Origin of the sequence: Polyangium sp. 15x6, from assembly GCF_029960785.1 — a bacterium.
GTDB lineage: Bacteria > Myxococcota_A > Polyangia > Polyangiales > Polyangiaceae > Polyangium.
The window spans coordinates 144,571-169,687 of sequence record NZ_JASBQE010000009.1; the positions used below are offsets into that span (position 1 = coordinate 144,571).

Genomic DNA, 25,117 nt, shown 5'->3' on the forward strand with positions numbered 1-25,117 from the left:
GGGACGGAGTCTACATGCAGACCGGCGACCTTTCCGCCAAAAATTTGCCCGAACGTGTCGAGCGCGCGCGGAAGGGCCCCCGAGCCGCTGGAACCACGTGACGAGCCTGCCTCCGCGGGGGCATGATCAAAGTTTTTTGGCGCAGTTGACGTGGCTGGGATTACGTGGGTTCGCGGGGAAGCGAGGTCAGCGGACGGCGCTCGCGGCGCCCACGGTCGCGGCGCGGTAGGCGGCGAGCGCCTTCTGCCAGTCGGCCACGGCGTCGATCTGGCGGAGCGCCGCCTCGAGCGCGGCTTGCTCGCGCAGGTTCACGAGCAAGAGCGTGCCCTCGCCGAGCTCGAAGCGCCGGAGCTCCTGATCGGCCAGCTTACGCGCGATGTCGAGCTCCGCGCGCGCGATGGAAGCGCGCTGCTCGGCCGCCGCGAGCGCAGAGGCCGCGTCGCGCACGTCCGCCACGACCCGATCCCGCTGCAGCCGCGCCTGGGCCTCGATGCGCGAGACCTGCGCCGCCGCGGCGCGCTCGCGACCGTTCGCCACGCGGTTCAAGAGCGGAATGTCGACGACGACGGCCGCTTCGAGCACGGGCAACGCTTGCTTCGGATCCCCCGGGCCGAGGTCCTTCGAGCCGACGACGACGAGGTCGATCGCAGGGCGCCCTTGGTTCTCGGCCCAGCGACGCTCGACCCCGGCTTGCTCCTTCTGCGCATCGAGGCGCTTGAGCTCGGGCCTGCGCTCGATCGCCGCCCGCTCGTCCACGCGGACGCGCGTGACGTCGAGCGGCGTGGGCTCGGGCATCGACGCAGGCAGGCGCGAGGGCTCGGGCAGGATGGCCGAACCGTCGGGGGCGCGCAGGAACAACGAGAGCTCGATCGCGGCCTGTTCGAGCGCGCGCTGCGCCGAGGCGAGCTGCGCCTTGCGCTGGAGGATCGCCCGCTGGTTCTCCTGACGCTCGAACGCGGGGACGTCGCCGGTATCCACGCGGCGCGCGAGCGCGTCGTCCCGCACGAGCGCGAGGTCGAGCCAGGTGCGCGCGACGGCGAGCCGCCTGCCCGCGGCGACCCAGTCCCAGTAGCGGAACGAGGCGAGGCGCGTGGCCTCGATGCGCTGTTGATCGGCGCCCTGCGCGGCCGCGTCGACGCCGAGCTCGGCGCGCTGGAGGTTGGCGCGGCGCCGGTCGATCGGCCCGTCGCGCCAGAGGGAAAGCCGCGCGCCGGCACGCACCTCGCCGTACGAGTTCGTGGCGAGCTTGCCGTCGTAGACCGGGTACGCGCCGAGGCCGAGGCGATAGCCGGCGAAGACGCTCGATCCCCACCACGGGAGCGGCTGCTCGACGAAGGTGTCGAGCCGCTGCGAGGGATACCCGCCGACAGGGATCACGGCCGCGCTCGTGCGCCAGGAAGGGTCGAACCCGCCCGACGCGGACAGGCGATCGGCCTCGGCCGCCACGCGCTCCTGCTCGGCCGCGAGGATGAGCGGGAAGCGCTGCTCGACCGTACGGACGAGCTCATCGAGGCCGAGCTCGCCGACGCTCGTCGAGGCCGTCGCTGCCGAGGGGGTTTGTCCTGCGGTAACCGCCGGCCACGCGATCCCGAGCGCGAGGGCGAGGCCGCGGGCGAGGGTTCGTCCACGCATGCTCACTTGCTGCCTCCCTTCTTCGGAGCGTTCTTGCCTTCCTTTGCGGTCTCGTCGCTCGGCGCAGGCCACTGGGGCGGGAAGCCGTTGAACTGACGCCAGAGCTCGTAGCCGAGCGAGACGCGGTCGAGCAGGACCCAGGCGTTCGCGCGCGTGCCTTGCCGGAGATATTGCTTGGAAGGCCAAGGTTCGTCCCCGTCGGGCACGACGACCACGCGGAACTTGCCGGCGCCGTCGTCCGTGGCGTCGACGAACGCGACCTTGCCGCCGTACGTGCCGACGGCCGCCGAGGGCCAGCCGGAGAACTGGATCGCGGGCCAGCCCTCGAACTGGAGGCGCACGCTCCGGCCCGGCGTGACGAGGTTGACGTCGTTGCCGTCGACCCAGAGCTCGACGGCCGCTTCGTCGGTGTCGGGCACCATCACCGCGAGCACCTCGCCGGACTTGATCATCTCGCCGCCCTGCTTGGCGACGACCCGCAGGACCGTGCCCGATCGCGGCGCCTTCACGCTCTGCGTGAGCTGCCGGGCGAGCCTCACTTCCATGCGCGCGAGCTCCGCGGTCGCCGAGGCGACCTCGGCCTCCGCCGTGGCGCGGGACGCGGCCGCGTCGTTGATGGACGCGCTCGCGTCGTTCTTTATCTTCGCGAGGTCCGCGGCGAGCGCGGCCTCTTCGGAGCGGGCGGCCGAGAGCGCGGCGTCGGCGCGATCCTGGTCGGTGCGCGCCCGCGCCTCTTCGAGCTCCGCGAGCTCGACCTGCCGCTTCGACGACAGGCCTTCCTCGAAGAGCGTGCGCTGCCGCGCGAGGTTGAGCTCGGCCGTCTTGTGCGCGGCCTTCGCCGCGACGATCGCCTGCTCGGCGGCGCGTACGCGATCCTTGGCCATCCGCACGCGCGACGAGGCCGCTGCGAGCGCGCTGTCGCGCGACGACTCGAGCGACGTGATGCGATCCCCCACGGCGCCGGCCCGCGCGCGCGCCGCCTCGATCCGTGCGTCCATGGCGGCCTTCTCGCGTTCGAGGCGCGGGACGAGCTCGGGGTCGTTGTCGGCGATGTCGGCGATCGGCGCGCCTTCCTCCACGCGATCGCCCTCCTTCACGTACCAGCGCACGACGCGGCCCTCGACGGGCGCATCGATCGTCTGCTGGCGATCGAGCGGGGCGAAGGCGATGACGCGCCCTTGCGCGGGCGAGTTCTGCTGCCAGGGCACCACCACGAGCGCCACGGCCACGAGCCCGAGCAGCGTGATCAGCATCCGCGCGATCGTCCGCGTCAGCCGCGGCGCGCGCACGAGGCGCAGCACGTCGCTCTCGCCTTCGAGGACCATCGTTCGGTAGGGCTTGCCGCGTTTCGACATGGGGATTTCGCTCTTCTGCATGTGCGCCTTCAAGGGAGGTCCCCCGCGCGCAGGGGGCGCACCCGGCCCGCGTCGAGCACGAAGATCTCGTCGCACCTCCGCAGGACGTCGCGGTCGTGCGTCGTGACGAGCACCGTCCACGGCGCCCCGCGATCGAGCAGCGCGGCCTGGATGGCCTTACGCGACGCCGGATCGAGCTCCGCGAGCGCCGTGTCGAGCACGACCAGGCGAGGTTTGCCCGCGATGGCGCGCGCCACGCAGAGGCGCATCGCCTGTCCGTGCGAGAGAAGCGGCCCACCCGTGGGCAGGTGCGTCTCGAGCCCCTCGGGCAGCGCCGCGATGTCCTCCCAGAGCCCCACGGCCTCGAGCGCCGCGCGCACGTCGCGCGTCTGCACCTCGGGCCGGCCCACGCGCACGTTCTCCGCGACGGTGCCGTCGAAGATCTCGACGCCGCGTACGAGCGCGAGGTGCTCCCGCAGCGAGCTCAGTTCGACGTCGCGCAGGTCCGCGCCGTCGACGTCGATTCGCCCGCGCGTGGGCGCGCGCAGGCCGTAGAGCAGGTCCGCGAGCGTGCTCTTGCCCGCGCCGCTCGTGCCGACCACGGCCACGCGCGCGCCCGGCTCGAGCGAGAGCGACACGTCCTCGAAGAGCGGCTTCTTGCATGGATACGCGAACGCGACGTCGACGAACCGGACGCGCGCGCCCTTCTCGCTCCGCGGGACGTGCGTGCCGCCGGGGACTTCGAGGGGCAGATCGACGAGCTGTCCGAGTTTGTCCACGCCCGCGAGCAGGTCGTAAAAGCTCTCCAGCGCCTTGCCGAACTTCGCGATGCCCGCGACGACCGCGGTGACGATGAGCTCCGCGGCGACGAGCTGGCCGAGCGTGAGCTTGCCGCCGATGACGAGCCAGCCACCGACGCCGAGCAGCGCCGCGCTGGCGAGCGCCTGCACCACGAGCGCGCCCGCGATCTGGCGGAACAGCACCTTCCAGTGCTTCTTGCGCGCGTCGAGCCAGGTGTGGAGCAGGTCCTCGGCCCGCGCCCGCGCGAAGCCCGCGGCGCCGCCCGAGCGGAAGGCCGCCGGGTGGCGCGCCATCTCCTCCAGCCACGCGGCCACCGCGTACTTCGCCTTCGACTCCTTGACGGCCGTCTTCACCGCGCCGCGCCCGAGGCCGAGCAGGACGAACGACACCGCGAGCACGAGCGCCACGTCGAACGCGAGCAGGAGCGGGTGGTAAAACGCGAGCACGAGCATGCCCACGGCCGTCTGCAGGAGGATGGAGACGCCGTCGACGAGCAGCGTGGCCGCGCCCTTCTGCACGGTGAGCACGTCGAAGAAGCGGTTCACGAGCTCCGGCCCGTACGTCCCGCCGAGCCCGTCCGCGCGCATGCGCGGCAGCCGGTGCGCGAGGTCCACCGCGACCCGCACGAACACGCGCTGCTGGATGCGCTCGACGACCCACGCCCAGAGCGCGCGCAGGACGCCGGCGAACGCGAGCGCGACGAAGACCAGCAACGTCAGCACGACGAGCGGCTGGAGCAGCCCGCCGAACGCCACCGTGTTCACCAGCGCCTGGACGCCGATCGGCGCGGCGAGCGACACGATGCCCACGCCGATCGCGTAGACGAGCGTCACGCCGATGTCGTCGCGCTCGAGCCGGAGCAGCGAGACGAGCCTGCCGAGCGGCGAGGGCGCGCCGGGGCCGTGTCCGCCGCCGCCGAGCGTCGCTAGCGGCTCGAGCGGATCGGCGATCGCCCATGTCACGACCTCGGCCTCGCTCGCGGCGCCCACGATCGCCGCGAGCTCCTTGGGGCTCGCCCACGTGGGTTTGTCCGTGCCGCCCACGGGCACGACGTACACCGCGCCGGGCTGCTGATCCACGATCGCCACGGCGCTCGTCGGTCTGTTCGCGCCGGCCGCGAGTGAGACTGCGGGCACGAGAGCGCGCGCGCCGGCCACGGCGTCCACGCTTGATCGGCGCAGCGTGCGGATGCGCAGGCCGACCATGACGCCCGCGCGGGCGAGCTCATCGAACCACGCGTCCGGCCCGACGAACACCGCGTCTCGCCGCGCCTCGTCGAGCGCCCGACGCGACGCCGAGCGGTCGATCTCGACGCCCGCGCTCGTGCCCAGGAACTCGAGCGCGTGGAGCAACGGCTCCGCGAGCTCCGCGTCGCAGGCGGCCTTCGCCGCGGCCGAGGGCTCCTCCGCGGACGGAGGCGGCGTGGACGCGCGTGGCTCCGGCGGCGGCGGCAGGGGGCGACGAGGGGCAGGGGGGACGATTTCCGGTTGGGCCACGGTGCCCCGCCCTTTTCACCTCCCGTGCCAGCACGTGGAGCCGCCGCGCGCCGCGTTTCCGTGGCGCTTCGTCCCTGACGCGGTGCGACGTCGGATCCCAGGTGCGACTTTGTGCCGCACCTCGGATTCACGAAATGATTTTCGTGTTTCAGGGTTGGGGAACCGGGCGACGCCTTCTCGGGCTCACTCTTCCTCGCCGAGCCACCGCTGGATCGTGCGGCGGTTGATCCCGAGCGCGGCGGCGGCGCGGACCTTGTTGCCGCCGAAGCGCTCCAGCACGTGCTTCACGTAGGCGCGCTCGACCTCTTCGAGCGTCATCATGCGCTCGGCGGCGCTCGCGAAGAGATCGGGCGTGCTCGGCTTATGCACCGTGGGCGGCAGGTCGTCGGGGCTGAGCCACTCGTCCTGCGCGAGGGCCACCGCGCGCTCGACGGCGTTCTCCAGCTCGCGCACGTTGCCCGGCCAATCGTAGGCCATGAGCACGCGCGCCGCGGCCCCCGAAAAGCCCTGGATCTCGTGCCCCGCGCGCGCCTTCGCCCGCCCGAGGAAATGCTCGGCGAGCGGCAGGATGTCCTCGGGCCGATCCCGCAGCGGCGGGATCGCGATCTCGATCACGGCGAGCCGATAGAAGAGGTCCTCGCGGAAGCGTCCTTCCTTCACGGCCTTGCGCAGATCGTGGTTCGTCGCGGCCACGACGCGCGCGTCGATGGGCACGCTGCGCGTCGCGCCGAGCGGCCGCACCTCGCGCTCCTCCAGCACGCGCAGGATCTTCGCCTGGAGCACGAGCGGCAGATCGCCGATCTCGTCGAGGAAGAGCGTGCCGCCGTCCGCCTCGACGAACAGGCCCTTCTTGTCCTGCCGCGCGTCCGTGAACGCGCCCTTCTTGTAGCCGAAGAGCTCACTCTCGAGCAGCGTCTCGGGGATCGCCGCGGCGTTCACCGCGACGAACGGACCGTCCTTGCGCCGGCTCGCCTCGTGCAGCGCGCGGGCGACGAGCTCCTTGCCGCTGCCGCTCGGGCCCGTCACGAGCACCGTCGCCGGAGAGTCCGCCACGCGTCGCACGATGCTCGTGATGTCCGCGAGCGCGCGGCTCTTGCCGATGATGCCGCGCAGCGCGCTCTCCGTCGCGAGCGCCCCGCGCAGCGCCTCGACCTCGCCCCGGAGACGCCGCGCCTCCACGGCCCGATCGAGCGCGACGCCGAGAACCGCCGGCTCGATGGGCTTCGTCAGGAAATCGTAGGCGCCTTGCCGCACCGCGCGGACCGCGATCTCGATGCTCCCGAACGCCGTGACTGCGAGGATCACGATGCGCGGATCCGCCTTGCGCGTCCACTCGATGAGGTCGATGCCGCTGCCGTCCGGCAAGCGCATGTCCGAGAGGAGGAGCTCCACGTCGCCGGCCTCGATGCGCGCGCGCCCCTCGGCGATCGTCGCGGCCCGCGACGCGCGCAGGCCGCGCTTCTCGGCGATGCCGACGAAGAGCTCCGCGAGGGGCGCGTCGTCCTCCACCACGAGCAGGTGCATCGGCGTGCGATTCGTGCTGGCCATCCCGTTCTCCGAGCTTGGCACGGGGCGCGCTCCCGGCCGACCGTGTGCCATAACGAGCTCGTCCATGAACCTCGCGCGCAAGCGGCTCACCCGCAAGCTCCTCGCCATCTTCGCGACGCCCGTCGTCCTCGGCTTCGTGGTGACGGGGCTCGTGTCCATCCGGACGACCCGCGCCTCACTCGTCGAGAGCAGCGAGCGCGCGCTCGCGGACAACATCGCGACGCTCCGGACGGCCGCCCTCCCCGTCGCAGCGACGAACCGGCAAATGCAGGAAGCCGCGGCGCTCGTCGAGCGTGTCGCCGCGGAGGAGACCGTTCACGGCGTGGCGCTCTACGACGAACGAGGTGCTCCGCTCGCGCGCTCGTCGATGCTCGCGCACGCTCCTTCCGCCCTCGACGCCATGGCCGCGCGCGCCGTTACCAGCGGCGAGCCGAGCCACGGCGCGCTCTTCGTCGGCGACGAGGAGGTGCTGGTTCATGTGGAGCCGGTGCGTGACGCGCCGGGCCTCGGCGCGGTGATCATGACCCGCGAGCTCGCGCCGATCGATCGCATGATCGACCTCACCCTGGTGCGGCTCGCGCTCACGGGCGGGGCGGCCGCGCTCTGCGTGTCGATCATCGCGATCTGGATCTCGCGCGTGCTCGGACGCGAGTGGGGCAACCTCGTGCACGCCGCCGATCGAGTGGCCACGGGGGACCTCGACGTCCGCGTCGAGGCCTCGCCGCTGCTCGAGCTCGATCGCGTGGCGCGCGCCGTGAACGACATGACCCGATCCCTCGCCGAGACGCGCGAGAAGCTGCTCGCGGCCGAGGCGGAGCGGACCGAGCTCGCTTCGCGCATGCGGCACGCGCAGGCCCTCGCGGTCGTGGGGCAGGTGGCCGGATCGTTCGCGCACGAGATCGGCTCGCCGCTCAACACCATCCTCGGCTGGTCGCGCCTCTCGGCCGCGGACGAGGAGCTGCCCGGGCCCGTGCGCCGGCAGTTCGAGACGATCGCCGGCCAGTGCGAGCGGATCACCCGCATCGTCCAGCGCATGCTCGACGTGAGCCGGCCTCCCACGGACCATGTCGTCCCCGTGCAGCTCGCCGACGTCGTGCGTGACGTGACTGCGTTCCTCGCGCCCGACCTGCGCGTGCGTCGCATCGATCTGCGCCTCGTGGTCGCCGAACGCCTCCCGCCCATCGTGGCCGTGCGCGATCGCCTCTTGCAGGTCGTGATGAACCTCTGCATCAACGCGATCCAGGCGCAGCCGGGCGGCGGCACGCTCCGGATCTCGCTCGCGATGGAGTCCGCCGATCCGGAGCGCGAGCCGTTCCTCCGGCTCGAGGTCGCCGACGCGGGGCCGGGCGTCCCCGAGGACAAACGGTCGCAAGTCTTCGAGATGTTCTACTCGACGAAGGTCGAGATCGGCGGCACGGGGCTCGGCCTCCCCATCGTGGCCGACGTCGTGCGCGAGCTCGGCGGACGTCTCGAAATCGCGGACGCACCCGAAGGCGGCGCCCTCTTCATCGTGCGCCTGCCAGCGAGCTCCACCCCGCGCTGAAGCGCCTCACAGCACGAGCGCAGGCCCGTTCGTCCGCGTGATCGACTCGCCGCCGGAGAGGCGCAGATCGCGCACGAACACCGTGTCCGTATCCGCCGCGTCTTCCCCGAGCACCACCGTCGTGCCCATCTCCGTCTGCACGACGAGCTGATCGAGCGGCGCGAGGTAGCTCCACGCCTTGCTCGCCGACACCACCCGCAGCCACGGAGCCGTGTCGGCCCCGCGCTTCGCGATCCACGCCGCGATCGGCGTCGCGGGGATCCCCGCTGGCAGGGCCGTGTAGACCCACGGCGCATCCACGGGCACGTGGAAGCTCGTCTCGGTCGAGCCCGACACGATCCGCACGAGCCCCTCCGAAGGCACGAGCCTGAGCCGCACCGGGAGCTCGTTCGGCGTGCTGCTCGTCGTCGTGATCTCGGCGGACACGATGCGGCCGCTCACGTCGAGCGTCACATCCTCGACCACCTGCCGCTCGGCCCCGCTCGCGAGCATGAGGCGCGTCTCGCCGTGCAGCTTCTCGGTGCCGTCCGGACCGAGCGAACGCCACGCCTGGCCCGCCGATCCGCGCTTGCCCGCGAAGACGAACGTCGACTCGGCCGCTCCTTTGGAGGGTTCCTTCGAATCCCCCGCGCCCGCAGGTGCGTCACATGCGGTCGTGAGTGAGGCTGCGGCGACGATCGATACGGCGGCAAACAGCGTCTGCGAAGTGCGCATCAGGAAGGCCCTCCGTCGGTCCGTTCATGGGGATCGACGGAGAACCCCGGCGGGTGTGACGAAAAAAGTTCAGTGTGTACAGCCGAGCCGCGTCGACCGATCGCGCGCCTCGTCCGCCGTCACGCTCCGCGGCCGCGCGCGCCCCCATCGATCGAGCACCGTTCGGTACGACGCACACGCGCCGCGTGTGTCCCCCGAAGCCTCCAGCGCCTGCCCGAACCACAGGTGCGCCCGCGTGTGCGCGATGGGAAAACTCAGCGCCGAGCAGCTCCCGGCCGCCTGCGAGAGCCAGCGCTTCGCGTCGTCGAGCCGACCGCCGAGCAAGAACGTGAGGCCCGCCGACGCGCCCACCAGCGTGCCCGGTACGTACGGCGGCAGGGGCCCGTGCTCCGCGAGCGCCGCGAGCGCGTCGCGCGCCTCCTCCGCCTGGATCGTCGTGGCCGCCCAGCCGTGCAGCCACAGATAACTCCGCGCGGCCGGCGTCGCGCGGGACGACCACTCCGCGAGCCACGCGCGTCGCCGCGACGCGAGCCCCTCCCGCGTGATCACCCCGGCTTTGCGCGCCGCGACGAGCAGCGCGGGGGTCGCGTCGTTCGAGAGGGCCGAGTCCTCCGCGCTCGGATCCGGCTCCCACGCGCCCTGACGGTCCAGATAGCCGAGCGCGACCGCCCCGGCCTCCGCGTTCTTCCCCGATTCGATCAGGAGCTCCGCGACCGCGCGCGCCGCGATCCCGTGATCGTTGCGCCGCGCGCTGCCCTCCGCCCTCTGCCCGAGGGCCCGCGCGTGTTCGAGCGCCGCCTCGAAGTCACCGTAGAGCGCGGCCTTGCGCATCGCGCCCACGACGAGCACGCGACTGCGCACGAGGTCCGCCGTGCCCTTCGGTAGCTCGTCCACTTGCTTGCCCGCGTGACGCAGCGCCTCCTCCACCGTCGCGCTCGGCTCGCCGCGGGACGCGAGCGCGTCGGCGAGCAGCGGGTACGAGAGGTGCGCCTGCGCGCCGCGCGCGATCATTTGCCGCGCCGTCGACTCCATCGCGGCGCATCGCCCCGCATACCCTTCGAGGCGCGCGCGGTACGACAGGCACGCCATCGCGTCCGGCGCGACCTCGAGGCATCGATCGATGGCCTTCTGCGCCTCGTCGAACCGGCCGCGGTATGCCTCGAAGACGGCCAGCGAGCTGAGCGCCCGGGCGAACTGCGGATCGAGCTCGATCGCGCGCTTGAGGTGCTGGATCGACGCCTGGAAATCGTCGAAATTGCCGCGACCGAGCGCCAGGAAGTACCAGAGCTGCGCGTCGCCCGGGTGGTCCTTGATCATCACGCCGAGCCTGCGGCTCGCCTCGGCCCAGTCCGCGGGCTCGCGCTGCACGACCGGCTCGATCGCGTCGAGCAGCGCGCGGTCCCGCGGCGAGAGCGCGTCGCTCTTCGCCCGCGCTTGCCGGAAGCTCTCGCGGACGCCGTCGAGGTGCTGCGCCATCCCGATCGCCGCGTACTGCACGTGCGCCGAAGCGAGCGCCGGATCGAGCGTGATCGCCCGCTGGAAATCCGGCCCCCACGAGCCGCCCGCGCGGAATGCTTCGAGCCCCGCGCGATAGGCCGCGCGCGCCTCCTCGCTTCGCGACTCCGAGCTCGGCAGATCCGTCGCGACCACCGGCGAGAGCGCGTTCACGGCGGCGACACGCTTGCTCGCCGAGGGCTCCTCCGGCGGCGCCGCGGCCCTCTCGCGCTGGATCTTCGACGCCCCGATCGCCGCGACGAGCATCAAGACGAGCACCACGAGCGCGGCCGGGGCCAGGACGCGATTCCTTCCCGGCTTTCGTGCTTCGTGATCGAGAGCGAGCTCCTTCGCCATCGCCCCGGCGTTCTCGTATCGCGCGTACGGCTCTTTTTGCAGGCACCGGAGCGCCACGCGCGCGAGGTCCGGGTCGACGCCCGCGCGGATCGTCGACGGCAGCGTCGGCTCCGATCCCTCGATCGACGCGAGCACGGCCGCCGCGTTTTTTCCGACGAACGGCCGCTTCCCGGTCAGCATCTCGTAGAGCATCACGCCGAACGAGAAAACGTCGCTCCGCGCGTCCACCGGCTTTCCGCTCGCTTGCTCGGGCGACATGTAGCTCGGCGTGCCGATGATCGCGCCGTCGGCCGTCGCGACCGACACCGGATCGATCTCCATGTGCGTCGCTTTCGCCAGCCCGAAATCGAGCAGGATCACCCGGCCGTCGGCCTCGATCATCACGTTCTCGGGCTTGAGGTCCCGATGCACGAGGCCACGGCCGTGCGCCTTCGCGAGCGCGCGGGCGAGGTCCCGCGCGACGCGTCGCGCCTCGTCCGGAGGCAGCGCAGGCGCCTCCTTTGGCCTCGCGTCGAGCCGCTCGCGCAGCGTCGAGCCGCGCACCCGTTCCATCGCGATGAACGCCCGGCCCGAGTCCTCGCCGACGTCGTAGATCGCCACGACGCCCGCGTGCCCGAGCGCCGCGGCCGCGCGCGCCTCGCGCAAGAGCCGCCGCTTGCGCTCCTCGTCCTCCGAAAGAAGCACCTTCAGCGCGACCTCGCGGCCGAGCGTCGGATCCGTCGCGGCGAACACCACGCCCATGCCGCCGCGACCGATCTCCTCGCGCACGACGAATCGCCCCACGCGCTCGCCCGGCCGCGGCAACGTCGCCGGCGCGCCTGGCTCGCTCCGCGAAGGGATCCGCGCGATCTTCGCAAGGAATGGATCGGGCGTGATCGACCCGTCGCCGTCTTCCGACGAGGACGACAGGGACGTGTCGTCGTCGCCGTCGTCGACGTCCTGCCGCACGTCGGTCGTGCGTCCGGACAAGGGCTCGCCTGGCATGGACCGCCGCGAGTATACCATCCGCGAGCGCCGTTTCGCGCGGGAGAGCACTTCCCAAGCGCCGGCGGGGCGGGCAAGATGGCCGTGCCCGCGCGCTGCCCCAAGGCTCGGGACTCACGTCGCATGGACGCGGACAAAAGGCGCACGATCGACGCAGACATCCGCCGCCTCGCCGAGGGCGGGGACATCGGCGCCGCCACGTCCGTCGCCTTGCGCGCCTACGGCCCCGAGATCTTCGAGTTCGTCGCGGCGCTCCACCGCAACGAGACCGACGCTTCGGAGGTATTCTCCCTTTTCGCCGAGAAGCTCTGGAAAAGCCTGCCGAGCTTTCGCTGGGACGCCTCCTTCCGCACCTGGGCGTATGCCGTGGCGCGCACCTCCTCCCTCGATTTTCGCCGCGCGGAGAAGCGCCGCGCCGCGCGGGTCGTGCCCTTGCCGGAGGGCTCGCAGCTCTCGGCGATCGAGGCCGAGGTCCGCACCGTCACGCGCTCCTATCTCCGTACCGAGCGTCGTGATCGTTTCGCCGAGCTCCGGGCGCGCCTGCCGCCCGAGGAGCAGGAACTCCTCATGCTGCGCGTCGATCGACAGCTCTCGTGGGACGACCTCGCCGTCGTGCTTCACGGCGAGGACGCGCCGCCGCTCGGGGCGGACGAACGAAAACGCGCCGCCGCGCGCCTGCGCAAGCGCTTCCAGCACCTCAAGGAAAAGCTCTACGAGATGGGGCGGCGTGAGGGGCTCGTGGGGGATGACGGCTAGCGAAAAAAGCTCTTTCGCGGCGCGTCGTCCCCTGCTATCGCACGCGGCGAGATGAGCCGCATCTACCGCACCCTTCCTCCGCCGGGCACCGCGCTCGGCATTGCATTCTCCGGGGGCCTCGACACGCGCACGGCCGTGGCCTGGCTCTCGCGCCAGGGCCTCCGCGTCCATTGTTATACCGCCGATCTCGGCCAGCCGGACGAGAAGACCCCGGCGGACATCCCGCCCGTCGCGCTCACGCACGGCGCCGCGGCGGCGCGGCTCGTCGATTGCCGCGAGTCCATGGCGCGCGAGGGCATCATCGCGATCCAGTGCGGCGCGTTCCACCTCTCGACCGCCGGCCGCAAGTATTACAATACGACGCCCCTCGGCCGCGCCGTCACCTCCACGGCCATCGTCCGGGCCATGCGCGAGGAGGGCGTGCACGTCTTCGGCGACGGCAGCACGCACAAGGGCAACGACATCCAGCGGTTTTACCGTTATGGCGTGCTCGTCGATCCCGAGCTCAAGATCTACAAGCCCTGGCTCGACCAGAAGTTCGTCGACGCCTTCGGCGGCCGCACCGAGATGGCCCAGTACCTCGATTCGATCGGCATGCCGTACCCGATGGGCACCGAAAAGGCGTACAGCACCGACGCGAACGTCCTCGGCGCGACGCACGAGGCGAAGGACCTCGAGTTCCTCGACAAGGGCATGACGATCGTGAACCCCATCATGGGCGTGCCGTTCTGGCGCTCGGACGTCGCGATCGCCGAGGAGGAGATCACGGTCGAATACGCCGAGGGCGTGCCCGTCGCGCTGAACGGCGCGCGATTCTCGTCCCTGTTCGACCTCGTCGTCGCGGCGAACGAAATCGGCGGGCGGCACGGGCTCGGGATGAGTGATCAGATCGAGAATCGCGTCATCGGCGCGAAGAGCCGTGGCATTTACGAGGCGCCCGGCATGGCGCTGCTCCACATCGCCTACGAGCGCCTGCTCTCCGCCACGCACAACGAGGACACGACCGACCTCTACGTCACGCTCGGCCGCCGCCTCGGCCGCCTCCTCTACGAGGGCAAGTGGTACGACCCCGAGGCGATGATGCTGAAGGAGTCGCTCGCCCGCTGGGTCGCGACGCCGATCAGCGGAATCGTGCGCCTCTCGCTCCGTCGCGGCGACGATTACACGATCCTCGAGACCCGCGCCGAGAAGAGCGCGTATGCGCCCGAGAAACTCTCCATGGAGAAGACCGAGGCCGCGTTCACGCCCGAGGATCGCATCGGCGCCCTCGAGATCCAGAACCTCGCCGTCTCGGACAACCGCACCCTCCTGCTCCATTATGCCGATCGTCTCGGCCGCCTCACCGGTCCTTCGGCGTCGTCCTTCGGCGACGTCCTCGGCGAGGGGGAGGGCGGGCCGAAGCGCCTCTCCTGAGGGGATACGGCGCCGCTTGTCGCCGCGCGGGCGCGTTGGTAGCGTCACCTGTCCTCGATGCTGCTGCCACGCCCCGCGCTCCTCGAACCCGAGACCCTCTTCCACGGCCGGTATCGGGTGATCCGGCCGATCAAGTCCGGCGGCATGGGCACGGTCTACGAGGTCGTCGACGAGAAGACCTCGAGCCGGCGCGCCCTCAAGGTCATGCTGCCGAATCTCGTATCGAACGAGGAGGGCCGCAAGCGCTTCGAGCTCGAAGCGCGGGCGACGGGCGCGATCGAGAGTGATCACATCGTCCGCATCCTCGACGTCAGCGTCGATCCCGGCACCGAGATGCCTTTCCTCGTGATGGAGCTGCTCCGCGGCCGCGACCTCGGGTCGATCCTCGATCAGGGCATCCGGATCCCCGTCGAAGACGTGCTCCGTCATCTCGCGCAGACCGCGCTCGCCCTCGACAAACTTCACGCCGCGGGCGTCGTCCACCGCGACCTCAAGCCCGAGAACGTCTTCGTCTCGTGGCGCGACGACGGCACGCCTTGCGTCAAGGTCCTCGATTTCGGGGTCGTGAAGACGGCGGATCCGGTCGACACTGGCATCACGACCCGCGGCATCCTCGGCACGCCGATCTACATGGCGCCCGAGCAGGTCGAGGCCTCGCGCGACGTCGGGCCCGCGGCCGACATTTATGCCCTCGGCCAGCTCGCCTACGAATTGCTCGTCGGCGAGCCTTACTGGTCCGAGGAGCTCGAGCGCGACGGCTCGCCCATCCTGCTCGCGGCCGACATCTCTGGCGGCCCGCGTGAATCGCCGGAGACGCGGGCCAGGCGCCGCAAGCGCGTCGACCTCCCTGCCGGGTTCGATGTCTGGTTCGCCGTCGCGACCGCGAAATCGGTGGAGGCCCGTTTTCCGCGGGCGACGTTGGCCATCGCGGCCCTCACGGACCTCGTGCGGGAGAGCGCGCGGCCGTCGGTGGAGCCGGTTCCATCGGCCAAACCCAGGTCGTCGGTTTCGCGCCCGGCGACGGCCCCGCCACCGGCGCGCGAGGTCGCGAAAAAGGGGTTTCTGGTCACGGTGGATGGCGCGACGAACGTGGTCCGCGTCGACGTGTGGGGGTTCTGGGACGTCGGGGATGGCAAGGGGTACTGGGAAGAATTCGAGCGCAGGACGAGGCCGCTCCTCGGCAAACCTTGGTACGTCCTGGCGAACATCTCGAACTTTCCACCGCAGAAGCCCGAGGTGAGCGCGTTCGTCGAGAAGACGATGACCCACGCGCGCCAGAATGGCCTCGTGCGCGCGGCGAACCTCATCAGCAGCGCGCTCGGGCGCATGCAGATTCAGAGGCTCTCGAACGAGACGGGATTGCCGGTGTACTCGTTCTTCACGACGGAGAGCGAGGCGCTCCGGTGGCTGCTCACGGGGAAATGAGCGCCGGGCTGGCATCTGGAATCGGGTCCATGGACGTGGTACGGGCGAGCTTCAGACAGGAGTCACGTCGTGGACCAAATTCGAAGGGTGACGAGCGGTAAGGCGCTGGCCACGCTGCTGGGTGGGGCGCTCCTCTCGAGTATGCTCGGAGGATCGGCTGGGGGGTGTGCGCGGGGCGCCGGGGGGCCTGGCACCGGGGGCTTCGGAGGGCAGGGCGCGGAGGTCTGCGGCGACGGGAGCGTCGCCGGTGGGGAAGACTGCGACGATGGCAATACGGCGGACGGCGACGGCTGTTCGGCCACCTGCTCCCTGGAGCAGGGCTTTACGTGCGACGGCGAGCCCACGGAATGCAACGACATCGACGAGTGCGCGCAAAGCCCGTGCGGCCAGAACGCCACCTGCATGAACACGCAAGGCTCCTTTGCGTGTGTCTGTAACCCTGGTCATGTGGGGCCCGCCTGCGAAAAGGGACCTTGCCTCATCGACGTCGCCGGCGGTCGCGGGCATAGCCTGGCGGTGCGGGGCGAAGGCACGGCCATGGCCTGGGGCAGCAACGCCTCGGGCCAGCTCGGCGAAGGCAGCACGATGAGCCAGCCCACGCCCGTGCCGGTCCAGGGGCTCACGGGGGCTTTGCGCATCGCGGCCGGCCGCGTGCACGTCGTGTCGGCGCGGAGTGACGGCACCGTCCGCGCCTGGGGCTCGAACCTTTATGGCCAGCTCGGCGACGGCACCACCACCCAACGAAATACGCCGGTGCTCGTGCAGAACCTCGCCGACATCCTCTCCGTCACGGCGGGCTCGTACCATTCGCTGGCGCTCACCAAGGCCGGCGCGGTCTGGTCTTGGGGGCAGAATTCCAACGGTCAGCTCGGCGACGGGAGCGTCAACAACCGCACCGCGCCCATTCAGGTGCAGAACCTCTCCAACGTGGTCATCATCGCGTCGGGGCAGCTCCACAACCTGGCGCTCAAGGCGGATGGCTCGGTCTGGGCCTGGGGCCATAACGTCAGCGGTCAGCTCGGCGACGGCACCACCATGCAGCGAAATACGGCCGTGCAGGTGCAAGGCATCACCGGCGCCGCGGCCGTGGCGGCCGGGCAGGGGCATAGCCTGGCGCTCAAAGCCGACAAAACCGTCTGGGCCTGGGGCCAGAACGCGAGCGGCCAGCTCGGCGACGGCAGCACCACGCAGCGAAATACCCCGGTGCAGGTCCAGGGGCTCTCCGACATCGTGGCCATCGCCGCGGGCGATCTGCACAGCATGGCGCTCCGGAGCGACGGGACCGTATGGACCTGGGGCGACAACCAGAACGGGCAGCTCGGGGATGGCAGCACCACGCCGCGAACGACGCCGGTGCAGGTGGTCGGGCTACCGGCCATCAAGACCATCGGGGCCGGCCCCGACGCGCTGCACAGCTTCGCTCTCACCGCCGACGGCGTGATCCATGCCTGGGGCCGCAACGACTCCGGGCAGCTCGGCGACGGCAGCGTCGTCTTGCTGAAGTCGTCGCCGGTCCTGCCGCAGATCACCTGCGATTGACGGGGAGGAGCGGACGAGGGGGGGAACGCGGCCGGGACGGGCTCGTCCCGGCCAGGAGGGGTGTGTCGTTGCGGGTTACGGCTGGAGCGCGAAGTTCACGGTCGCGGTTTGTCCGGCGGTGACCGTGACCGTCTTGACGGTGTCCTGATATCCCGCCTTGGTCACGCGCACCTCGTATTGCTGCGCGAAGACCGAGTTCGCGAAGGCGAAACCGCCGCTCGCGTTGGTCGTCCCGTCGTGCATGCCGCGGTTCAGCGTGACCGTCGCGCCCGACACGAACTGACCCGTCATCGCGTCGGTGACCGTGCCCGACACGCTGCCCTTGCCCGGATCGGTGCCGATCTGGACGCGGTAGTGCGTGGCGTTCTTCGTCAGGTTCCCCATCGTGTCTTCGGCGATCAGGTGGAAGAACCAGATGCCGTTGGCCTTGCCGGGCAGGAGGATCTGCTTCGAGTTCTGCGGGCTCGTCAGATCCATGGGGATCGTGTTCGAGTCGTGATCCGGCATGGTCGTCGCGTAGGGATCGAACTCCCAGAAGAAGTTCTTCGTGTTCTCGTCCGCCTTCGGCAGCGTCCACGTGAAGTACGGCGAGTTGTTCGTGTACCAGGTCGACTGGTTCGTGTGGCTCGACGAGGACACCCCGGGCGTGGCCGCGTTGATGTTCACCACGAAGCGTTCCTCGACGGTGCCGAAGTTGGCGAACGGCCCGAGCGTGCTGATGTGGAAGTAGTTCGTCCCGACGGCCAGGTCGGCCGGCGTGTAGAGCACGCTCTCCTCCGGCTTGTAGCTCGCGTTCGCCGAGTTCGGCACGAAGCCGTAGCTCGTGTTGAGCTTGTAGTAGTAGCCAGCCGAGGCCGTGAACGGCTTGCTCCACGCGAGCTCGAACGACGGATACCCATCGTTGTACCAGAGCTTCGAGTTCGGATGCGTCGACGACGACACGTCGAACGGCGCCATGTACGAATCGAACTTCGCGGCCACGACCGAGCCGGTCAGCGTCTTCGAGTTGCCGTAGAGCAGCTTGACCGCGCCGTTGCCGCCGTTGCCGCCGCCGCTGGGGCCGCCGTTGCCGCCTGCGGTCGAGATGGAGCCGGTGAACTTGAGGTCGTTCGTCGCGCGCAGCACCACGCCGCCGCCGGAGCCGCCGCCGGCGCAGCCGGACGCGCTCTGGCCGTTCACCGTGACTTGACCCGCGATCGTGATGTTCTCCGCGTAGATCACGAGCATGCCGCCGCCGAGGCCCGGGGTGCCGCCCGAGCAGGCGCCGCCGCTCGAGCCCATCGCCGGCTCCTGATCGGCGATCGCGTACGCGGGGCCGCCCAAGCCCGTGACGGTGCAGTACCGCGTGCCGCTGTAGTAGCAGCTGAACGTCGCGCTGCCGCCGCTGCCCACGACACCGTAGCCGCCGCCGGCGCCGGGCACCGTACCGTAGGCGGTGCACCACCCCTGCGCGTTGCAGGAGCTCGAATAACTGGCTGCACCCTGACCGCGCGGATCGTTGCCCGTCGGCGTCACGACGATCTGCGAGCTCGCGTCGAGCACGAAGTTCTTCGCGCGGATGACGAGTTTGCCCGAGGGCACCGTGAGCACGCTCGAGTTGATGATGGTCACGTCGCCGGCGAACACCTGCTCGCCGTCGAGCGTGGCGTTGGCGTTGGCGTCGATGACCAGGCTCGGCTGCGCGCAGTCGCCGTTGAAGCAATACGTCGCGCAGGTTTGCCCCTGCGTCCAGGCGGTGCCCGTGGCGTTGCAGGTCTCGGGCGTGTTCCCGTTGCAGCGCTTCTCGCCCGTCTCGCACGCGCCGGCGCAGAGGCCGTTCGCGCTGTCGCAGGCGATGGCGCACGTCTCGACCGTGAGCCACGCGGTGCCGGTGGAGTTGCAGACCTGCGTCTGCATGCCGTTGCAGCGCCGCGAGCCGGCCACGCAGGTGGTCACGCCCGTGCAGGCCTTCATCGCCGGGTCGCACGCCTGCGCGCAGACCTGCTGCGTTTGCCACTGGTTGCTGCCGTTGCAGACCTCGAGCAGGTTGCCGTTGCAGCGCAGCTCGTTTTGCGTGCACGTCGACGACATGCACGCGTTGCCCTGGCAGATCTGCGGCGACGGGCAGGCCATCGGCGCGCCCCAGTCGTAGCAGCCGGTCGCCTGCATCACGCAGGACTGCACCTGCGTACCCGAGCACTTCGTTTGTCCCTGCGTGCAATTGTCATCGCACTGCGAGGCGCACGCGCCGGCTTCGCAAGCCTGGCCTGCGGGACAGCTCGCGCCGGGGTTCCAGTCGTAACAGCCGTTCGCCTGGAGCCCGCACGTCTGGACCTGCGGGCCCGAGCACTGCGTGGCGCCGCCCGTGCATTGATCGGTGCAGGACGAGACGCACGCGCCGCCGTTGCAGGTCTGGAACGTGGGACAGTTCTGCGGGGTGTTCCAGTCGTAGCAGCCATTGACCTGCAGCCCGCAGGTCTGGATCTGCCCGTTCGAACACTGCGTGGCTCCGTTCGTGCACACGTCGGTGCAGCTCAGAACGCATTGCCCCTCGGAGCAGGTCTGGAACGTGGGGCAGCTCTGCGCGGGGTTCCAGTCGTAGCACCCGTTCGCTTGCAGCATGCAGGACTGCACGTTCGCGCCGGAGCACTGCGTTTGTCCCGCGGTGCATTGATCGGTGCAGGACGAGACGCACTGCCCACCGGAGCACGTCTGGAAGGTCGGGCAGGCCTGCGGCGGCGCCCAGTCATGGCAGCCATTGGCCTGCAGCGCGCACGCCTGGAGCTCCGTGTTCGAGCACTGCGTTTGCCCGGCGGTGCATTGATCCGTGCACGCGCCGCCGCCGCCTTGGCCCATCCCGCCGGTCCCGGCCGGGTTGACTCCGCCGCCGCTGCCCCCGTCTCCGCCTTGGCCGCCCCCGGCGCCTTGGCCGCCCTCACCGCCGGCCGGGCCGCACCCAGCGACACCGATCAGCGAGGCGCAGGCGAGCGCCCATCCAAGTTGCAACACTTTTGACTTGTGCACGAAATTCCTCCGAGCGCGGAATGAAAACTGGGAATCTCGCGAATGTCAAGCGAGTCAGCCTGCGATTCACGCTGTCAAGAAGCGCGCCCGAGCGCCTTCGGCGTCTGTTTCATGACGGCGGTCCTCCCATCGAAGGCGCCGCCTCCCCTCCATTCTCCGCGGCCCGCTTCTTCTTCCTCGAACCTGCCGAAAGCGCCTCGAAGCTCGCCCGTGTCGCCTCGTCGTTCGCGAATTCCATGCGCCCTGCGCCCTCGATCCGCCCGACGGCGCGGAGGATCCGGTGGCCCATTCGATTCCGCTCCTGCGTCGCGAGCGGCGCGCTCGCGCGCTTTTGCTCTTGAATCGCATCCGCGTTCGTGATCTCGACGAGCGCCTGCGCGAGCCCGTCGAGGTCTTTGGACTGGATCCCGAGCGACGCGGCCTCGGCGGGATGCTCCTTGGCGCGATCGAGGATCTGCCGGATCGCGACCTTCACGTCGCGCACGTTCGTTTTCTTCACCTTCTGGCCGACGCCATACGCGCGTTTCACGTCGGCGGGCGCGTGGGCGCGGCGAAGGGCGGCGCGGATCTGCCGCGCCTGCGCGTACCCCCGTTCGAGCGTGACGTTTTGCGCGCTGGTGGCGGCCACGGCCTCGCTCCTGGCTTGCTTGGCGCCGGGGACCACCTTGCCGAGCTTCTCGATGTCATTCGAGAGGAGCTCGATCATCCCTTCCGGGAGCCGCGGGACGAGGCTATCGGCGTGGGTGAGTGCGAGGCTCAAGGCTTTGAGGCCGAGCTGCGTGATGGCCGTGAAATCCTTGCGGGGAAGCGTGCTCTTGACGCTCGTATTCATGACGGTTCCTCCCTCGACGCGTCGTTGGGGGTATGACGTCGCGTATCCGCCCCGAGCTTGTGCATGATCCATGCCAATGGAGACCGGCGAAGAGCGCGGAGGCCGTGGCGAAGAGCGGGGAGGCCGTGGCGAAGAGCGCGGAGGCCGTGGCGAAGAGCGCGGAGGCGCTGGCGAAGAGCGCGGAGGCGCTGGCGAAGAGCGCGGGGGGACTGGCGAAGAGCGGCGAAGCCGTGGCGAAGAGCGGGGAGGCCGTGGCGAAGAGCGGCGAAGCCGTGGCGAAGAGCGGCGAAGCCGTGGCGAAGAGCGGCGAAGCCGTGGCGAAGAGCGCGGAGGCCGTGGCGAAGAGCGCAGAGCGGCTGGCGAAGGGACGAACGACACGCGCGAGGAGCGGGAAGCACCCGGGCCGCTCCGAAACGGAGCGGAGGACCGCTCCAAAACGGAGCGGGACGTGCTTCAAAACGGAGCGGCTCAGGAACGGTGAGCCGCCGCGCGCTCGCCCTCGAACCGCGCCCGCACCTCGGCGGCCGCGCGCTCGCCCGATTCGAGCGCCCCCTCCATGTAGCCCGTCCATTCCGTCGCCGTCTCGGTGCCGGCCCAGTGGATCCGCCCCACCGGCTCGCGCAGCGCGCGCCCGACGCCGGTCATCACGCCCGGCCCCATGACCCCGACGGGACAGCCGCGCGTCCATGCCTCCGACGACCAGTCGAACTCGACGTATTCACTCGGCCGGAGCGCCCGCTCGCCGAACATGCGCCCGAGGCTCCCGAGCACCACCGCGCGCCGCTCCTCCGGAGGCCGCTCCGAGAAGACACGCGCCTTCTGCCCCACGACGAACCCCAAGAGCGAATGCACCGCGCCGTCGTGCGAGCCATTGTCGAACACGACCGACATCGGCCCCGTGCTCGTCACGGCCTCCCCCGACAGCCCCGCCTCGCGCCAGAAAGGCCGATCGTAGACGGCGATGCATTTCACCGTGGAGCCCATCGGCATGCGCTGCGTGAGCTGATCCCGCACGACGGGCAGGAGCGGCCTGTATTCGATGCGGCCCGCGAGCGCCGGAGGGACCGCGACGATCACGTACTGCGCGCGCACCGCGACCTCGTCCGAGGTCACGACGACACCACGCGCATCCTGCTCGATGCGCCGCGCCGGCGCGGAGAGAACGACCGCGTCCCCGAGCCGCGCCGCGAGCCGGATCGAGAGCTCCTGCGCGCTGCCCACGAAGCGCCGCTCCTGCGCCCCGCCCTCGATTTCGACGAGCCGCATGAGCCCGCCGCCCGCGCGCAGGTACGCGAGGAAGTACAGCATCGAAATCTCGCGCGGCTCCGCGCCGAACACCACCCGCACCGCCGCGTCGAAGAGCTCGCGCACGTCGGCGCGCGTGAGGAGCTGCCTGGCGACGGTTTCGAGCGTATCCTCGTCCCACGCCGGAGCCTCGGCCGCCGCGAGCGGCCTCCCCTCGGGCAGGCGCGCCGCGAGCGCGTCGAGCTTGCGTAGCGCGAGGTGCAGCGCGACGAGCCCCGGCACGGGCAACGAGGGAATGGTCCCCGCATACGTCGAGACCCGCCCATCCCGCAGCAGGACCTTTTGCCCGGAATGGTACGTCGGAAACGTCGCGACCCCGAGCTCGGCCGCGAGGCGCCCGAGGCGGCGTTGCCCCGCGCCGAGCCATTGCCCCCCGAGGTCGAGCACACGGCCCCCGATCTCCCGGCCCAGCGTGCGCCCGCCGACGCGATCGCGCGCTTCGAGCACGACGACACGTTTTCCCGCGCGGGTCAGCGCGTCCGCCGCCGAGAGACCCGCGAGGCCGGCGCCGACGATGACGACGTCGGCCTCGCGTTCGTTCTGGAAAGGGGCCATGGCCTCGCCGCTCCGATCAGAGTCGCTCGAGGACGACCGCGATCCCCTGCCCGCCGCCGATACAGGCGCTGCCCACGGCGATCTGCTTGCCCGTGCGGCGCAGCGTGTGCACGAGGTTCGCCGTGATGCGCGCGCCCGAGGCGCCGAGCGGGTGGCCGAGCGCGATCGCCCCGCCATTGACGTTCGCCTTCTCCAGCGGAATCCCGAGCTCCTTCTGCACGGCGAGCCATTGCGGCGCGAACGCCTCGTTCACGTCGAAGAGGTCGACCGCGTCGAAGGAGACCCCCGCGCGCTCGAGGGCCTTCGGAATGGCGGCCGCCGGGCCGATGCCCATGATCGAGGGATCCACGCCCGCCGACGCCCATTGCAGGAGCCGCGCGAGCGGCGTCCAGCCTTTTTCGCGCGCCTTCTCCGCCGTGGTCACGACGAGCATCGCGGCGCCGTCGCAGATGCCGCTCGCATTGCCGGCCGTGACCGTGCCGTCCTTCTTGAAGACGGGCGCGAGCTTCGCCAGCGCCTCAGGCGTCGATTGCGGCCTCGCGTGCTCGTCCACCGCGAACGAGACCGGCGGCGCCCCGCGCTTGCCCGGGAGCTCGATCGGCGCGATCTCGTCCTTGAACGCGCCCGCCTCGTTCGCCGCGGCCCAGAGCTTCTGGCTGCGGAGGGCGTATTCGTCACACTCGGCGCGCGAGATGTTGTACTTCGCCGCCAGGTTCTCGGCCGTGATGGCCATCGGCGAATTCACGTAGCTATCGGTGAGCGCGCTCCAGAGCGAATCCTCGAGCGCCGGGGCCTTGCCGAACGCGAAGCCCTCGCGCCCGCCGCGCAGCACGTGCGGCGCCTGCGACATGTTCTCGGTGCCGCCCGCGAGCACCACGTCGGCGTCGCCGAGCAGGAGGAGCTGGGCCGCCTGCACGACAGCCTCGAACCCCGAGCCGCAAAGCCGGTTCACCGTGAGCGCCGGGACCTCGATGGGCACGCCCGCCTTGAGGCCGACGTGGCGCGCGCAGTAGATGGCGTCCGCGCTCGTCTGCATGACGTTGCCAACGACGACGTGCCCGACGTCGGTCGGCGCCGCGCCGGCCTGCGCGAGGGCAGCCTTGGCCGCGTGCGCCGCCAGATCGTTCGCCGTGACGCCCTTGAGCGCGCCATTCATCGTCCCGAACGCGGTGCGCTTCGCGCCCACGATCACGATGTCCTTGCTGAGCTTGGCCATGTTTTCTCCGTGCATGTCCTGTGGGGGCCGGGAGCATGCGCCGGACTTTCGTGCCGGGCAAGCCCCCAGTTCGAGCGCAAGAAATGCGCGGATCGCGCGCCGAGGGAGCGTGATCCCTCACCTCGAAAACCGACTGCGGTACTCCGTCGGCGACACCAAAAGGTGCCGCTGGAACGTCATGCGCATCCGCTCCTCATTGCCGAATCCGCACTGCCGCGCGATCTCGTCCATGTTGCGCGTTGACGCTTCGAGCAGCCGCCGCGCCGCCTCCAGCCGGAACATCTCCACCGCCTTCGCCGGCGTTCGTCCCGTCTTCTGCCGGTAGACGCGCGAAAAATTCCGCGGGCTCATCCCCGCCTTTTCCGCGAGCAGCTCCACCGTCAGATCCTCGCGGACGAGGTGCTCCGAGATCCAGTGGTGCAGATCGTCGAAGGCTCCGCGGTCTTCCGCCTGCGATTGCAATACCTCGCTGAACTGCGACTGCCCGCCCGGCCGCTTGAGGAAGACCACGAGCTCGCGCGCCACCTTCATCGCGATGTCCCGCCCGCAGTCCGCTTCCACGAGCGCCAGGGAGAGATCGATTCCCGCCGTCACGCCCGCCGACGTCCAGACCGGCCCCTCCTGCACGAAGATCGCGTCTCGATCGACCTCGACCGAGGGAAAACGTTTCTTCAAGAGGTCACACATCAACCAGTGCGTCGCGGCTCGTTTTCCCGTGAGGAGCCCCGCCTGGGCCAGGAAAAACGTCCCTGTGCACACGGAGGCCGTCCGCCGCGCCCTGCGGGACATCTCGGCGAGCCTGCGCGCGAGCTCCGCGGAGCAATCGAGCGCCTGCTCGATCTCCGGCGCGCCGGGCACGATGATCGTGTCCACCTCCTCGGCCGCGAACTCCGCGAGCGGCGACGTATCGAGCGCCACGCCCTCCGCCGCGCACACGAGCCCGCCTGTCAGGCTCACGGTTCGTCGCGTGTAGCCTGGCCGCCCGAGCGCCTCCATGTAGCGCGACGCGGCCCAGAACACCGTCTGCGGCCCGGTCAGGTCGAGCAGCCCCATCCCGGGAAGCGCGACGAACAGCACGAGCCGCGGTTGGTTCGCGCACGTTGGCCGAAAATCAGGGATCAATGGCATGGGCGGCGGGCCCTCCTCGCC

General features: G+C 70.6%; 16 protein-coding genes. 5 read left to right on the forward strand and 11 right to left on the reverse strand.

The annotated features are described in order from the left end of the window. Positions 1-186: 186 nt before the first annotated feature. From QHF83_RS09670 to QHF83_RS09685, 4 genes are all read right to left on the reverse strand, one after another. The gene (locus tag QHF83_RS09670; RefSeq protein ID WP_282417487.1) at positions 187-1,632 is read right to left on the reverse strand and encodes a TolC family protein; all 1,446 of its coding nucleotides are present in this window, start codon (positions 1,630-1,632) and stop codon (positions 187-189) included. Between the two features lie 2 nt (positions 1,633-1,634). After that, the gene (locus QHF83_RS09675; protein WP_282417488.1) at positions 1,635-3,008 is read right to left on the reverse strand and encodes an HlyD family efflux transporter periplasmic adaptor subunit; all 1,374 of its coding nucleotides are present in this window, start codon (positions 3,006-3,008) and stop codon (positions 1,635-1,637) included. Positions 3,009-3,016: 8 nt separating this feature from the next. Then, positions 3,017-5,284 (reverse strand): ABC transporter ATP-binding protein, encoded by a 2,268-nt coding sequence (locus tag QHF83_RS09680; protein ID WP_282417489.1) that lies wholly within the window; start codon positions 5,282-5,284, stop codon positions 3,017-3,019. 183 nt (positions 5,285-5,467) lie between these two features. After that, entirely contained in the window at positions 5,468-6,832 is a 1,365-nt protein-coding gene (locus QHF83_RS09685) for a sigma-54 dependent transcriptional regulator (protein WP_282417490.1), read from the reverse strand. A 64-nt stretch (positions 6,833-6,896) separates the two neighbouring features. On the opposite strand from QHF83_RS09685, the gene QHF83_RS09690 reads away from it, so the two are divergent. After that, positions 6,897-8,375 carry a HAMP domain-containing sensor histidine kinase gene (locus QHF83_RS09690; RefSeq protein WP_282417491.1) on the forward strand — a complete coding sequence of 493 codons (1,479 nt, stop codon included), beginning with the start codon at positions 6,897-6,899 and terminating at the stop codon, positions 8,373-8,375. Between the two features lie 6 nt (positions 8,376-8,381). Here QHF83_RS09690 and QHF83_RS09695 read toward each other — a convergent pair whose 3' ends face one another. Together QHF83_RS09695 and QHF83_RS09700 are read right to left on the reverse strand one after the other, a co-directional pair. Beyond that, complete coding sequence (locus QHF83_RS09695; protein ID WP_282417492.1) at positions 8,382-9,089, reverse strand: hypothetical protein; 708 nt, start codon at positions 9,087-9,089, stop codon at positions 8,382-8,384. Between the two features lie 69 nt (positions 9,090-9,158). Next, positions 9,159-11,909, reverse strand: coding sequence for a serine/threonine-protein kinase (locus tag QHF83_RS09700; RefSeq protein WP_282417493.1), 2,751 nt, complete (start codon positions 11,907-11,909; stop codon positions 9,159-9,161). A 138-nt stretch (positions 11,910-12,047) separates the two neighbouring features. Between QHF83_RS09700 and QHF83_RS09705 the strand changes: the two genes are divergently transcribed. From QHF83_RS09705 to QHF83_RS09720, 4 genes are all read left to right on the forward strand, one after another. Then, positions 12,048-12,680, forward strand: a complete 633-nt coding sequence (locus QHF83_RS09705; RefSeq protein ID WP_282417494.1) for a sigma-70 family RNA polymerase sigma factor — start codon at positions 12,048-12,050, stop codon at positions 12,678-12,680. Between the two features lie 51 nt (positions 12,681-12,731). Next, entirely contained in the window at positions 12,732-14,093 is a 1,362-nt protein-coding gene (gene argG, locus QHF83_RS09710; RefSeq protein ID WP_282417495.1) for an argininosuccinate synthase, read from the forward strand. Between the two features lie 57 nt (positions 14,094-14,150). Beyond that, entirely contained in the window at positions 14,151-15,518 is a 1,368-nt protein-coding gene (locus tag QHF83_RS09715) for a serine/threonine-protein kinase (RefSeq protein WP_282417496.1), read from the forward strand. A gap of 69 nt (positions 15,519-15,587) precedes the next feature. Next, the gene (locus tag QHF83_RS09720; protein WP_282417497.1) at positions 15,588-17,057 is read left to right on the forward strand and encodes a hypothetical protein; all 1,470 of its coding nucleotides are present in this window, start codon (positions 15,588-15,590) and stop codon (positions 17,055-17,057) included. 75 nt (positions 17,058-17,132) lie between these two features. Here QHF83_RS09720 and QHF83_RS09725 read toward each other — a convergent pair whose 3' ends face one another. The 5 genes from QHF83_RS09725 to QHF83_RS09745 all read right to left on the reverse strand — a co-directional run bounded on the left by QHF83_RS09725 (position 17,133) and on the right by QHF83_RS09745 (position 25,096). Then, on the reverse strand, positions 17,133-20,060 hold the full coding sequence (locus QHF83_RS09725) for a carboxypeptidase-like regulatory domain-containing protein (RefSeq protein ID WP_282417498.1): 2,928 nt from the start codon (positions 20,058-20,060) through the stop codon (positions 17,133-17,135). 109 nt (positions 20,061-20,169) lie between these two features. Continuing rightward, entirely contained in the window at positions 20,170-20,892 is a 723-nt protein-coding gene (locus tag QHF83_RS09730; RefSeq protein WP_282417499.1) for a hypothetical protein, read from the reverse strand. A 468-nt stretch (positions 20,893-21,360) separates the two neighbouring features. Continuing rightward, positions 21,361-22,752 (reverse strand): flavin monoamine oxidase family protein, encoded by a 1,392-nt coding sequence (locus tag QHF83_RS09735; protein WP_282417500.1) that lies wholly within the window; start codon positions 22,750-22,752, stop codon positions 21,361-21,363. A gap of 16 nt (positions 22,753-22,768) precedes the next feature. Next, a complete protein-coding gene (locus tag QHF83_RS09740) occupies positions 22,769-23,968 on the reverse strand; it encodes an acetyl-CoA C-acetyltransferase (protein WP_282417501.1) in 1,200 nt (399 codons plus the stop codon). A 117-nt stretch (positions 23,969-24,085) separates the two neighbouring features. Then, on the reverse strand, positions 24,086-25,096 hold the full coding sequence (locus QHF83_RS09745) for a helix-turn-helix domain-containing protein (protein ID WP_282417502.1): 1,011 nt from the start codon (positions 25,094-25,096) through the stop codon (positions 24,086-24,088). Positions 25,097-25,117 lie beyond the last annotated feature (21 nt).